Annotated in this window: 9 protein-coding genes; 6 read left to right on the top strand and 3 right to left on the bottom strand. The window is 67.8% G+C overall.

What is annotated here, in order from left to right:
- Positions 1-120: 120 nt before the first annotated feature.
- Both lysS and prfB read right to left on the bottom strand, forming a co-directional pair.
- Entirely contained in the window at positions 121-1,671 is a 1,551-nt protein-coding gene (lysS, locus tag IHD13_RS08205; RefSeq protein ID WP_195860555.1) for a lysine--tRNA ligase, read from the bottom strand.
- A gap of 104 nt (positions 1,672-1,775) precedes the next feature.
- Positions 1,776-2,874, bottom strand: a protein-coding gene (gene prfB, locus IHD13_RS08200; protein WP_338578749.1) for a peptide chain release factor 2 whose coding sequence is annotated in 2 segments (ribosomal slippage) — positions 1,776-2,798 and positions 2,800-2,874 — 1,098 coding nt in all. Because the reading frame shifts where the segments join, the coding sequence is not laid out codon by codon here.
- A 258-nt stretch (positions 2,875-3,132) separates the two neighbouring features.
- Here prfB and IHD13_RS08195 point away from each other — a divergent pair.
- The 4 genes from IHD13_RS08195 to IHD13_RS08180 all read left to right on the top strand — a co-directional run bounded on the left by IHD13_RS08195 (position 3,133) and on the right by IHD13_RS08180 (position 8,334).
- Positions 3,133-4,716 (top strand): peptide ABC transporter substrate-binding protein, encoded by a 1,584-nt coding sequence (locus IHD13_RS08195; protein WP_195860554.1) that lies wholly within the window; start codon positions 3,133-3,135, stop codon positions 4,714-4,716.
- 183 nt (positions 4,717-4,899) lie between these two features.
- Positions 4,900-5,826 carry an oligopeptide ABC transporter permease OppB gene (gene oppB, locus IHD13_RS08190; protein ID WP_195860553.1) on the top strand — a complete coding sequence of 309 codons (927 nt, stop codon included), beginning with the start codon at positions 4,900-4,902 and terminating at the stop codon, positions 5,824-5,826.
- Positions 5,816-6,709, top strand: a complete 894-nt coding sequence (locus IHD13_RS08185; RefSeq protein WP_195860552.1) for an ABC transporter permease subunit — start codon at positions 5,816-5,818, stop codon at positions 6,707-6,709. The genes oppB and IHD13_RS08185 overlap by 11 nt, the downstream gene beginning before the upstream one ends.
- 11 nt (positions 6,710-6,720) lie before the next feature.
- On the top strand, positions 6,721-8,334 hold the full coding sequence (locus IHD13_RS08180; protein WP_195860551.1) for an ABC transporter ATP-binding protein: 1,614 nt from the start codon (positions 6,721-6,723) through the stop codon (positions 8,332-8,334).
- Positions 8,335-8,396: 62 nt separating this feature from the next.
- Here the strand turns inward: IHD13_RS08180 and IHD13_RS08175 are convergent, their stop codons facing one another.
- Entirely contained in the window at positions 8,397-9,767 is a 1,371-nt protein-coding gene (locus IHD13_RS08175) for an OmpP1/FadL family transporter (protein ID WP_195860550.1), read from the bottom strand.
- A 288-nt stretch (positions 9,768-10,055) separates the two neighbouring features.
- Here IHD13_RS08175 and IHD13_RS08170 point away from each other — a divergent pair, with 288 nt between their 5' ends.
- The gene (locus IHD13_RS08170; protein WP_195860549.1) at positions 10,056-10,508 is read left to right on the top strand and encodes a MerR family transcriptional regulator; all 453 of its coding nucleotides are present in this window, start codon (positions 10,056-10,058) and stop codon (positions 10,506-10,508) included.
- Positions 10,505-13,069, top strand: coding sequence for a heavy metal translocating P-type ATPase (locus IHD13_RS08165; protein ID WP_195860548.1), 2,565 nt, complete (start codon positions 10,505-10,507; stop codon positions 13,067-13,069). The genes IHD13_RS08170 and IHD13_RS08165 overlap by 4 nt, the downstream gene beginning before the upstream one ends.
- Positions 13,070-13,132 lie beyond the last annotated feature (63 nt).

Genomic DNA, 13,132 nt, shown 5'->3' with positions numbered 1-13,132 from the left:
CGGAAGGGCCTTCCTCACCCCTGAAAAAGACGCTTTGCTCCGACCTGCCCCCAGCGCCCCTTAGCCATTCCAAGCATGATAGCCCTGTCCCCTCAGGGGCGCGGAAGGAGGCAAGCCCCTTCAATCAACCTCGGGGCGCATGGCCGGGAACAGCAACACATCACGAATCGAGGCGCTGTCGGTGAGCAGCATCACCAGGCGATCGATGCCGATGCCCTCGCCGGCGGTGGGCGGCAGGCCGTATTCGAGCGCGCGCACGTAGTCGGCGTCGTAGTACATCGCCTCGTCGTCGCCGGCCTCCTTCTCGGCCACCTGCTCGCGGAAGCGCTCGGCCTGGTCCTCGGCGTCGTTGAGCTCGGAGAAACCGTTGGCGATCTCGCGACCGCCGACGAAGAACTCGAAACGCTCGGTGACGAAGGGATTCGAGTCCTTGCGCCGCGCCAGGGGGCTCACCTCGGTGGGGTACTCGGTGATAAAGGTGGGCTCATGAAGGCGATGCTCCACGGTCTTCTCGAAGATCTCGATCTGGACCTTGCCCAGGCCCCAGCCATCCTTGACGTCGATATCCAGGCGCTCGGCGATCTGGCGGGCGGCGCTCTCGTCGGCCAGCGCCTCGGCGTGGATGTCCGGGTTGTACTCGAGAATCGAGTCGAAGACGCTCAGGCGGCGCAGCGGCCGGCCGAAGTCGTACTCGAAGGTCTCCAGCACCTCGCCGTCACGGTTGCGCACGGTGTTGACCACGGTGGTGGTGCCCAGCACCTCCTGGGTCAGGCTACGCAGCATCGCCTCGGTGAGGTCCATCAGGTCGTTGTAGTCCGCGTAGGCCTGATAGAACTCGATCATGGTGAACTCGGGGTTGTGCCGAGTGGAGAGGCCTTCGTTGCGGAAGTTGCGGTTGATCTCGAAGACCTTCTCGAAGCCCCCCACCACCAGGCGCTTGAGGTAGAGCTCGGGGGCGATGCGCAGGTACATGTCGATGTCCAGCGCATTGTGGTGGGTCTTGAAGGGGCGCGCGGTAGCGCCGCCGGGGATCGGCTGCAGCATGGGGGTCTCCACCTCCATGAAGCCGCGGGCCTCGAAGAAGCGGCGCATGGCACTGATCACCCGGGCACGGGCCTCGAAGACCTGGCGCGAGTCGGGGTTCATGATCAGGTCCACGTAGCGCTGGCGATAACGCGCCTCCATGTCGGTGAGGCCGTGGAACTTGTCGGGCAGCGGACGCAGGCTCTTGGTCAGCAGCCTGGCCTCTTCCATCATCACATAGAGGTCGCCCTTGCCGGACTTGTGCACCGGCCCGCGCCCGGCGACGATATCGCCGATGTCCCAGCCCTTGACGTCCTCGAGCACCTCGGCCGGCAGCCCCTTCTTGTCCACGTAGAGCTGGATCTGTCCGGAGACGTCCTGGATGACGATAAAGGGGCCACGCTTGCGCATGATGCGCCCGGCCACCGCCGCCTGGCGTCCCAGCGCCTCGAGCTCCTCCTTCGCCTTGTCGCCGAGCTTGGCCATCAGCTCGGCGGCCTGGCTGTCACGGCGAAAGTCATTGGGGAAGGCGCTCGCCCCCTGGGCAACGGCCTTCTCGCGGCGCGCGGCCAGCTTGGCGCGGCGCTCGGCGATCAGGTGGTTCTCGTCCTGCTGGGGGCTATCCGTAGAGGGGCTCTGGTTGGCCATGTCGCTACCTGTAGTCGAGTTGAGCTTGTGCAAAGAGGGCGGGCGGAAACGGAGAAGAAGCGCCCATCGCAGCGAGGCCTCCGCCCCGCCACAATGGGCAGGGGTCAGAGCCCCTGTTTAAGGCTGGCTTCGATGAACTGGTCCAGGTCGCCGTCCAGCACCTTGTCGCAGTTGCTGGTCTGCACGCCGGTACGCAGGTCCTTGATGCGCTGGTCATCCAGCACATAGGAGCGGATCTGGCTGCCCCAGCCGATATCGGCCTTGGACTCCTCCGCCTCCTGCTTGGCGGCGTTGCGCTTCTGCATCTCGTGCTCCCACAGCTTCGCCTTGAGCTGCTTCATGGCGAAGTCGCGGTTGGCGTGCTGGCTGCGCTGGCTCTGACAGGCCACCACGATGCCAGTGGGCTCGTGGGTGATGCGTACCGCCGAGTCGGTGGTGTTGACGTGCTGGCCGCCGGCACCACTGGAGCGGTAGGTATCGACGCGCAGGTCCGCCGGGTTGATCTCCACCTCGAAGCTGTCATCCACCTCCGGCGACAGGAACACCGAGGCGAAGGAGGTGTGACGCCGCCCGCCGGAGTCGAAGGGACTCTTGCGCACCAGGCGGTGCACCCCGGTCTCGGTGCGCAGCCAGCCGAAGGCGTAGTCGCCCTGGACATGGATGGTCGCCGACTTGATGCCCGCCACCTCGCCGGCGGAGGCCTCGATGATCTCGGCCTTGAAGCCGTGGTGCTCGGCCCAGCGCAGGTACATGCGCAGCAGGATATTGGCCCAGTCCTGAGCCTCGGTGCCGCCGGAGCCGGCCTGGATATCGAGGTAGGCGTTGTTCTCGTCCATCTCGCCGGAGAACATGCGCCGGAACTCCAGCTTTGCCAGGGCCTCCTGAAGCCCCTCGAGCTCCTTGCGCACCTCCTCGACGGTGGCCTCGTCCTCCTCCATCTCGGCCAGCTCCAGCAGGTCGCGGCTGTCGCCGAGGCCCTGGTCGAGCTCGTCGATGGTCTGGACGATCTGTTCCAGGGAGGCTCGCTCCTTGCCGAGCTTCTGGGCGTACTCCGGGTCGTTCCAGACGTTGGGGTCTTCCAGCTCGCGGGTGACTTCTTCTAGCCGATCCTTGCGTTCGGCATAGTCAAAGATACCCCCTCAGGACGTCTGTCCGCTCGGACAGGTCCTTGATGAGGTTGTGAATGGGGTTGGTTTCCAGCATGGGGGCGTCTCGCCTGAATCTGCGGTGAACAAGCGCCCGCCCTGCCCCGACAGGGCATCGGAGCCGGGCGGTACGGAAAGGGCATTATTGTAGCGAAACGGCCGTCGCGCAGCTATCCCGTCGCGCCGGGCCGCGGCCTATCGAAAATCGTCATGCGCGTATGCGGAATTTCAAATAGACCCGGGGGACCCGGCGAGGCTATTGATGGTGGGGCGGCGGCGATCCCGCCGCACAAGAACAAATCAAGGAGAGATCATCATGCTTCAGTCGCGCACCCTGCTGGGGTCGCTGGCCCTGACCCTGGGCCTGGCCGCCGCCCCCCTCCACGCCGACACCCTGCGCATCGCCATCATGGGCGAGCCCGCCTCCCTGGACCCCCACAAGATCAGCGGTACCTGGGAGAATGACGTGGTAGGCGACCTCTTCGAGGGGCTGATCACCGAGGCCGCCGACGGTGAACGGATTCCCGGCGTCGCCGAGTCCTGGGAGATCTCCGAGGACGGCACCGTCTACACCTTCCACCTGCGCGAGTCGGCCCGCTGGTCCGATGGCACCCCGCTCACCGCCGACGACTTCGTCTTCGCCCTGCGGCGCATCCTGAACCCAGCCACCGCCGCCGACTACGCCTACCTGCTCTACCCGATCCGCCACGCCGAGGCGGTCTACTCGGGCGAGATGGCACCGGAAAGCCTGGGCGTCGAGGCCCTGGACGACCAGACCCTGCGCATCACCCTGGAGCGGGCCACCCCCTACTTCCTGGACCAGCTCTCCCACTACACCGCCTACCCGGTGCCCCGGCATGTGGTCGAGGAGCATGGCGACCGCTGGTCCCGGGCCGGCACTCTGGTCTCCAATGGCCCCTTCACCTTGCAGCGCTGGCAATCCCAGACCCGCATCGAGGCGGTGCGCAACCCCCACTACCACGATGCCGAGAACGTGGCCCTGGACGAGGTGATCTACTTCCCCATCGAGGAGCGCAACACCGCCCTCAACCGCTTCCGCGCCGGCGAGATCGACGTGGCCCGAGACTTCCCCACCCAGCAATACGACTGGCTCCAGGAGAACCTGCCGGAGGCGACCCACACCGCCCCCTATCTCGGCATCTACTACTACGCCCTCAACGCCCGGGACGGCCACCCCACCGCCGACCCGCGGGTGCGCGAGGCCCTGAGCCTGGCGGTGCGCCGCGAGGTGATCACCGAGCAGATCCTCGGCACCGGCGAGCAGCCCGCCTACCATTTCGTGCCGCCGGGGGCCAACCACCACCAGAGCCTGGCCTCGCCGCTCAACGGCCTGGACGAGGAGGCGCGCCTGGCCCGGGCCGGCGAGCTGATGCGGGAGGCCGGCTACGGCCCCGACAACCCCCTGAGCCTCAAGCTGCGCTACAACACCAGCGAGGATCATCGCACCGTGGCCATCGCCATCGCCGCCATGTGGCGCCCCCTGGGCGTCGAGGTGGAGCTCTTCAACTCCGAGGTGGCGGTGCACTATGCCGACCTGCGGCGCGGCGACTTCGACGTGGGCCGGGCCGGCTGGATCGGCGACTACAACGACCCGCAGAACTTCCTGAGCCTGCTGGAGAGCGGCGTGGCCAACAACTATGGCGCCTACAGCCAGGCCGACTTCGACGCCCTGATGGCCCAGGCCGCCGAGACCCAGGACCTGACCGCCCGCGCCGCCCTGATGGGCGAGGCGGAGGCCCTGGCCCTGGGCGACAGTGCCGTGCTGCCCATCTACTACTACGTCTCCCGCAACCTGGTGAACCCGGCCCTCGCGGGCTGGGAGAACAACCTGGAGGATATCCACCGCTCCCGGTGGGTGAGCTTCGAAGACGGACAATGACCCCGTCGCTCTCGTCATGGCGGAGGGAAACCACTTCGGAGGCTATCTACCCTTTCCGGAGGGTGAGCTTCGAGGAGTAACGCCAACGCGCCCCGAACCGGGCCATCGCGGCCTTCCGCGACGGCCCCTTCGCCTCCTTCACCCGCATGCCGGCCCCGGACCCTCCGGGGCCAGGGGGACCTCATGCTCGTCTATACCCTGAAACGGCTCTGCTATGCCGTGCCGACGCTACTGATCGTCATCACCCTTGCCTTCTTCCTGATGCACCTGGCCCCGGGCGGCCCCTTCGACGGCGAGCGCAGCCTGCCGCCGGAGATCGAGGCCAACCTGATGGCCGCCTATCACCTGGACCAGCCGGTGTGGAAGCAGTACCTGATCTACCTGGGCAACCTGCTCCAGGGCGATTTCGGCCCCTCCTTCAAGTACAAGGACTTCAGCGTCACCGAACTGATCGCCCAGGGCTTCCCGGTGAGCCTGGAACTGGGCCTGTGGGCCATCGCCCTGGCCCTGGCCATCGGCCTGCCGCTGGGCGTGATCGCCGCCCTCAAGCGCAACTCCGGCCTCGACTACCTGGTGATGGGCACCGCCCTGGCCGGGGTGGCCGTGCCCAACTTCGTGATCGCCCCGCTGCTGGCCCTGGTGTTCGGGGTCTTCCTGGCCTGGCTGCCGGTGGGCGGCTGGAACGACGGCCACTGGCGCAACATGGTGCTACCGATCGTCGCCCTGTCGATCCAGCAGATCGCCTATATCGCCCGGCTGATGCGCGCCAGCATGATCGAGGTGCTGGGCAGCCACCATATCCGCACCGCCCGCGCCAAGGGGCTCACCGAGACCGCGGTGATCCTGCGCCACGCCCTGCGCCCGGCGCTGCTGCCGGTGGTCTCCTACCTGGGGCCGGCCATCGCCGGGATCATCACCGGCTCGGTGGTGATCGAGCAGATCTTCGGCATCCCCGGCATCGGCCGCTACTTCGTCCAGGCCGCCCTCAACCGGGACTACACCCTGGTGATGGGCACCGTGGTCTTCTACGGCGCCCTGATCGTGCTGCTCAACCTGGTCGTCGACCTCCTCTACTCCGCCCTGGACCCGCAGATTCGCCATGATGACTGATACCGCCCTGACCCAAGACCAGGCCCCCGCCGCGGCGGGCGACAGCCTGGGACGCGAGGCCTGGCGCCGGCTCAAGCAGAACCGCGCCGCCATGGCCAGCCTGATCCTGCTCGTCCTGATCACCCTGGCCTGCGTGGTGGGCCCCTGGCTCACCCCCTGGGGGCTCGACGAGGTGAACTGGAGCGCCTTCATGGCGCCCCCGGACATCGCCGCCGGCCACTACGCCGGCACCGACGCCAATGGCCGCGACCTGCTGACCCGCACCCTCTACGGTGGCCAGATCTCGCTCTCGGTGGCCCTGGTGGCGACCCTGGTCTCCCTGGTGATCGGCGTGCTCTACGGCGCCATCGCCGGCTACCTGGGGGGCCGCGCCGATGCCCTGATGATGCGCTTCGTGGACATCATGTACTCGCTGCCCTTCATGTTCCTGGTGATCCTGCTGATGGTGGTGTTCGGCCGCAATATCCTGCTGATCTACGCCGCCATCGGTGCCGTGGAGTGGCTGGACATGTCGCGCATCGTGCGCGGCCAGGTGCTGGCCCTGAAGCGCCGCGAGTTCGTCGAGGCGGCCCACGCCCTGGGCGTACGCGGCTGGACCATCGTCACCCGTCACCTGATCCCCAACACCCTGGGGCCGGTGATCGTCTACGTCACCCTCACCGTGCCCAAGGTGATCCTGCTGGAGAGCTTCCTCTCCTTCCTGGGCCTGGGCGTCCAGGAGCCGCTGACCAGCTGGGGCGTGCTGATCAGCGAGGGCAAGGACCTGATGGAGACCGCCCCCTGGATGCTGCTGGTGCCCTCGGCCTTCCTGGCCCTGACCCTGCTGTGCCTCAACTTCCTCGGCGATGGCCTGAGGGATGCCCTGGACCCCAAGACCCGTTGATGGAGGAAGAGATGACCCGAGCGCTACTCGAGATCGACAACCTGCGGGTCGACTTCGACCTGCCCCAGGGCCCGGTGGCCGCGGTCAAGGAGGTCAGCCTGGCGATCCATCCCGGCGAGACCCTGGCCCTGGTGGGCGAATCCGGCTCCGGCAAGTCGGTGACCTCCACCGCCATCCTCGGCCTGCTCCCCGACCTGGCCCGGCCCCGGGGGCGCATCCTGTGGCGGGGCCGCCAGGGCGAGGAGGAGCTGCTGACGGTGACGCCGCGCCGGCTGCGCCATATTCGCGGCAACGAGATCGCCATGATCTTCCAGGAGCCGATGACCTCGCTGAATCCGCTGCAACGCATCGGCCCCCAGATCCGCGAGGTGCTGCACAAGCACACCGAGCTGCGCGGCGCCGCCGCCAAGGCCCGGGTGCTGGAGCTGCTCGAACAGGTCGGCATCCCCGAGCCCGAGCGCCGCTACGCCGGCTACCCCCACGAGCTCTCCGGCGGCCAGCGCCAGCGGGTGATGATCGCCATGGCCCTGGCCTGCGAGCCCAGACTGCTGATCGCCGACGAGCCCACCACCGCCCTGGACGTCACCGTCCAGGCGCAGATCCTCGGCCTGCTCAAGTCACTCCAGGCCCGCTACGGCATGGCGATCCTCTTTATCACCCACGACCTGGGGGTGGTGCGCCACCTGGCCGACCGGGTCTGCGTGATGCGCCAGGGGGAGGTGGTGGAACAGGGCGAGACCGCGTCGCTCTTCGCCGAGCCCGCCCACCCCTACACCCGGCTGCTGATCGAGGCCGAGCCCCGGGGCCGCAAGGCACCGGTGCCCGAGTCGGCGCCGCGGCTGCTGGAAGCCAAGGACCTGCGGGTGCGCTTCCCCCTCAAGAAGCGTCTGTTCGGCCCCGAGCGCTATTTCGAGGCGGTGCGCGGCATCGACCTGAGCCTGCGTCGGGGCCAGACCCTGGGCATCGTCGGCGAATCCGGCTCCGGCAAGTCGACCCTGGGCCGCGCCCTGCTGCGGCTGCTGGAGAGCCGTGGCGAGATCCGCTATGACGCGACCGACCTCACCCGCCTCGACCGGGCCGGGATGCGCCCGTTGCGCTCGCGGATGCAGGTGGTCTTCCAGGATCCCTTCGGCTCCTTGTCGCCGCGCCTGACGGTGGGCGAGATCGTCGGCGAGGGGCTACGGGTCCACCAGCCCCTGCTGAGCCGGGCCGAGCGCGATGCCCGGGTGGTCCAGGCCCTGGAGGAGGTGGCCCTGGACCCAAACCACCGTCACCGCTACCCCCACGAGTTCTCCGGCGGTCAGCGCCAGCGCATCGCCATCGCCCGGGCCCTGGTGCTCAAGCCGGAGTTCCTGCTCCTCGACGAGCCCACCTCGGCCCTGGATCGCTCGGTGCAGGCCCGGGTGATCGAGCTGCTGCGCGACCTGCAGCGCAAGCACGACCTCACCTACCTCTTTATCAGCCACGACCTGGCGGTGGTGCGGGCCCTGGCCGACGAGGTGGTGGTGATGCGTCACGGCGAGGTGGTGGAACAGGGCGACACCGAGTCGCTGTTCCGCGCCCCTCGCCAGGCCTATACCCGGGCGCTGATGGCGGCCGCCTTCCTCGACGGCGAAGCCGCCTGACCCCCAGACGCGCGACACCCGGCCGAGGCCGGGTGTCGCGTACTGCACTAACGGCTGCTGACTTAGAAGCGGTAGGTCAGCTGGGCCCCGAAGCCATGGGCCTCGTTCTTGTAGTCGGCGGAGTAGGTCGCTCCGCCAAGCCCAGCATAAAGGTCATCACGCTCCTGGCTGACCTGGGTGCCCCGCTCGGTCAGGTAGGAGTAGGCGAAGTCCAGGGTCAGGTCATCCGTCGGGCTCCAGCCGGCCCCCAGGGAGAAGATCCGCCGATCATCGGAGGGAATCCGCACGCTGCGGAACTCGTCATCGGTGGGGGTGCGGTCGATGGTCACCCCGGCGCGCAGCGCCAGCTGCGGCATCAGCTGGTACTCGCCGCCCAGGGCAAAGGCCCAGGCATTGGAGTAGTTCTGGGTTTCCTGGGTGATCTGCTGCCCCTGGCTGCCGGTGACCAGGATCTGGTCGAAGCGGCTCCAGCGGGTCCAGGAGGCGCCAAACATCAGCTTCAGGCGATCCGACATCTGCTGGGTCACGGAGAAGTTGACGGTCTCCGGGGTGGTCAGGTCGAGGCTGGCACTATCCTGCAGCGGGGCACCGGTATTGGGATCGAGTGCAACGCTCCCATCCGGTGCCGTGGCCCGGAAATCGCCGGTCAGGGTATAGCTGACCTTGGAGCGATAGGTCAGGCCCAGGGTGGTTTCCGGCACCGGCTGGAAGATCACCCCCAGGTTATAGCCCCAGCCATCGTCATCCCCCTCGACCCGGGAATCGACATCCGCGGAGGGGTCGAAGGGCTGGGCGGGATCTCCCGGCACCCGCCGGCGCAGCTCGCCATCGACCCGGTTATAGGTGATACCGGCCCCCACCGCCCACTGGTCGTTGATGCGGTAGGAGAGGGTCGGCTGGGCGCTGATCACCCGCACTTCGGTATAGTCACCGAAGTAGCGGCCCTGGAAGGTATCTTCATAATCGGTCTTGGAGCCGAAGGGGGCATAGACGCCGAAGCCGAAGGCCAGGCGCTCGTTCAGCGGCTGGGCATAGAAGGCGAAGGGCACCAGGGTCCCCGGTACCATATCGCCCTGATTGGTTCCCGGAATATCGCCGACAGGAATTTGTTGGCCGCTAGCATTAGCCGGATCTCCAGTCATGGCAAAGCCACTATCGAGCATGGCATTGGCCTGCACATTCCGAATCCGGCTATTGACGTTAAGGTATGTACCCCCGGCGGTGACCTGGGCGCGATCCAGGAAGGACATGCCCGCCGGGTTGCCGAAGACGATGGTGGCGTCATTGACGTTGGAGCTACGTCCGGCGTGGCCATAGCCCTGGCCGCTGACACTCTGTTCGTTGATCTGATAACCGCCGGCATGGGCCTGACCGGCAAAGGTGGCGGCGGCGATGGCCACGGCCCAGGAGAGCTTGTTGAGCTTGTTCTGCATGATCACGACATCCTTTTCAGGGGTGAGCTGTGCGTTGTTATAAACCCGCGCCGGCGGGCGATGACGTGCTCCCAGTGTTGGCGCAACCCCAGGGACAGATCAAGGCCAAACGTTCGTTTTAATGCCTTTTTTGCTAATACTTTGGTCGCACGACTGTTTGATTTCTTGAACTTTCAATGAGTTGTCGAATACACCAAGAGCCCTTGTCGACCCGATATTCGGTGCTTGACCTAGGTGTAACACACAGGTCTTACACTCCCTGGTAACCTTCGCCCCGCGAGAGACGCCATGAAAGTCATCGAGCTGGCCCGAGCCGCCGAGGTCACCGGCGAGACGGTCCGTCACTACACCCGGGAGGGACTGCTGCACCCCTCCCGCGACCCGGACAACGGCTATCAGCGCTACGGCACCCGGGACCTGGAGCGGCTGCGCTTTATCCAGCGTGCCCGCACCCTGGGCTTCAGCATCGCCGAGATCCGCGACATCCTCGCCCATGCCGACCAGGGCGACTCCCCCTGCCCCCTGGTCCGCGACCTGCTGGCCAGCCGGCTGCCGGAGATCCACGCCCGCATCCAGGAACTGCAGGCCCTGGCCGCCCGCATGGAGCAGGCGCTGGCGGCCTGGGCAGAGATGCCCGACGGCACCCCGGATGGCCATAGCCTGTGTCGCCTGATCGAGAGCTTCCCCGAGTCGCCAAATGACGCTTCACCCGATCCCCACCCCCGGAAGGAGACGCCATGAGCCCTCGTCATTCACTGGAGCGCACCGTCCCTGGCATCAGCTGCCAGGGCTGCGTCAAGCGCCTACGCGAGGCGATTCAGGCCCGGGATGCCGGGGCCGAGGTGGTGGGGGAGCCCGCCGAGAAGCGCCTCACCGTCACCTCCTCGCTGGACGGCCGAGCCCTCGACGCCCTCCTCGCCGGGGCCGGCTATCCCCCCGAGACGGCATCGAGTGACGCACCGCAGGCCACCGAGGCTGCCGACAAGGACGAACCGGCCATCGCCGAAGCGCGCCCCGGCGCCCCGGCGACGGCGGGGCATGCGACCCAGCGGCTCTCGATCACCGGCATGACCTGCGCCAGCTGCGTGAAGAGCGTGCAGCAGGCCCTGGAGCGCACCCCGGGGGTGGTCAACGCCGGCGTCAACTTCGGCACTCGCACCGCCCAGGTCCGTGGCCGCGTCGAGGCCGAGGCCCTGATCCGGGCCGTGCGCTCGGCGGGCTATGACGCCGAGGAAATCCTCGACCTGCGCCAGGCCGAGGCCGCCCGCGCCGCCAAGGATGCCGAGGAGTATCGTCGCCGCCTGCGCGGCAGTGCCTGGTCGCTGGCACTGGCCGTGCCGCTGATGGCCAGCATGTTCGTCTTTCACCCCCATCCGGTGGGCCCGGGGCGACTCTTCTGGCTGGTGATCGGCCTGCTGACGCTGGCGGTACTGGCCGGCCCCGGCCGCCATTTCTTTATCAACGCCTGGAAGAACTTCCGTCACCATCAGGCCAATATGGATACCCTGATCGCCATGGGCACCGGTACCGCCTGGCTCTACTCCATGGCGGTGGTGGCCTTCGCCCCCTGGCTGCCGGCCGTGGCCCACGGCATCTACTTCGAGGCCTCGGCGATGGTGATCGGCCTGGTCTTGCTGGGCAATGCCCTGGAGCTCAGGGCCCGGGGGCGCACCAGCGAGGCCCTGAAGCGCCTGCTCGACCTGCAGAGCCGCAGCGCCCGGGTGATTCGCGATGGCGAAGAGCGGGAGGTGGAGATCGATGCGGTGCGCGAGGGCGACCAGATTCGCGTGCGCCCCGGCGAGCGCCTGCCGGTGGATGGCGTGGTGGTGGAAGGCAGCAGCCATATCGACGAGTCGATGCTCACCGGCGAGCCGGCCCCGGTGGCCAAGGGTGAGGGCGACGAGGTCAGCGCCGGCACCGTCAACGGCCGCGGCGGCCTGGTCTATCGCGCCACCCGGGTCGGCGCCGGCACCCGGCTCGGGCAGATCACCGAGCAGGTGGCCAGCGCCCAGAACTCCCGTCCCCCCATCGGTGAGCTGGCCGACAAGGTCTCCAGCATCTTCGTGCCGACGGTGATGATCGTCGCCGTGCTGACGGCGCTGGCCTGGTTCAATATCGGCGCCGAGCCGCGGGTCATTCATATGCTGGTCACCGCCACCACGGTGCTGATCATCGCCTGCCCCTGCGCCCTGGGCCTGGCCACGCCCATCTCCACCATGATCGGCGTCGGCAAGGCCGCCGAGCGGGGCGTGCTGGTGAGAAACGGCGAGGCGCTGCAGACCGCCAGCCGGCTTACCACCCTGGTGGTGGACAAGACCGGCACCCTCACCGAGGGCAAGCCGAGCGTCACCGAGGCGGAGATCCTGGCCGCTGACGAGGCGCCGGTCCTGCGCCTGGTGGCGGCCCTGGAGCGCGGTTCCGAGCACCCCCTGGCCAGCGCCCTGCTGGGCCATTGCGAGGCGCGGATCGGCGATACCACCACCGAGATCCGCGACTTCGAGAGCATTACCGGCGGCGGCGTCCGGGCCGTCGACGACGCCGGCCGGCCACTGCTGCTGGGCAACGCCCGCCTGCTGGAGGAGGCGGGTATCGACCTGAGCGCTGGCAGGGCGCAGGCCGATGCCCTGGAGGCCCAGGCGCGTACCGTGGTGTATTTCGCCGTGGACGGACGACTGGCCGCCCTCTTCGGGATCAGCGATCCCCTGCGCCACGATACCGTCGAAGCGATCCGCCGCCTGCAGGCCGATGGCCTCAGGGTGGTAATGCTGACCGGTGACAACCGCCACACCGCCGCCGCCATCGCCGCCGAGGTGGGCATCGACGACTTCCGGGCGGGCCTGCTGCCCGAGGACAAGCATGCCGAGATCGAGCGACGGCAGAACGCCGGCGAGGTGGTGGGCATGGTCGGCGACGGCATCAACGACGCCCCGGCCCTGGCCCGGGCCAATGTGGGCTTCGCCATCGGCCAGGGCACCGACGTGGCCATCGAGAGCGCCGGCATCACCCTGATGCGCGGCTCCCTGCACGGCGTGGCCGATGCCATCGAGATCAGCCGGGCGACGCTCGCCAATATCAAGCAGAACCTGATCGGGGCCTTCGGCTACAACACCCTGTGCATCCCCATCGCCGCCGGGGTGCTCTACCCCTTCACCGGCCTGCTGCTGTCGCCGATGATCGCCGGGGCCGCCATGTCGCTCTCGTCGATCACCGTGGTCAGCAACGCCAATCGCCTGCGGCTGCTCAGGCTCGGCACGCCGGGCGCCCCGCCCCGCGCCACCCCCTCACAGGAGGCCACGTCATGACCTGGTTGATCAATCTGGCGGGCCTGGCGCTGATCGCCGCCATCGTCTGGTGGTTCTGGCTAC

Origin of the sequence: Halomonas sp. 328, from assembly GCF_015645095.1 — a bacterium.
GTDB lineage: Bacteria > Pseudomonadota > Gammaproteobacteria > Pseudomonadales > Halomonadaceae > Bisbaumannia.
The sequence above is the reverse complement of the archived record's forward strand: the minus strand, read 5'-3'. Positions and strand labels throughout refer to the sequence as shown.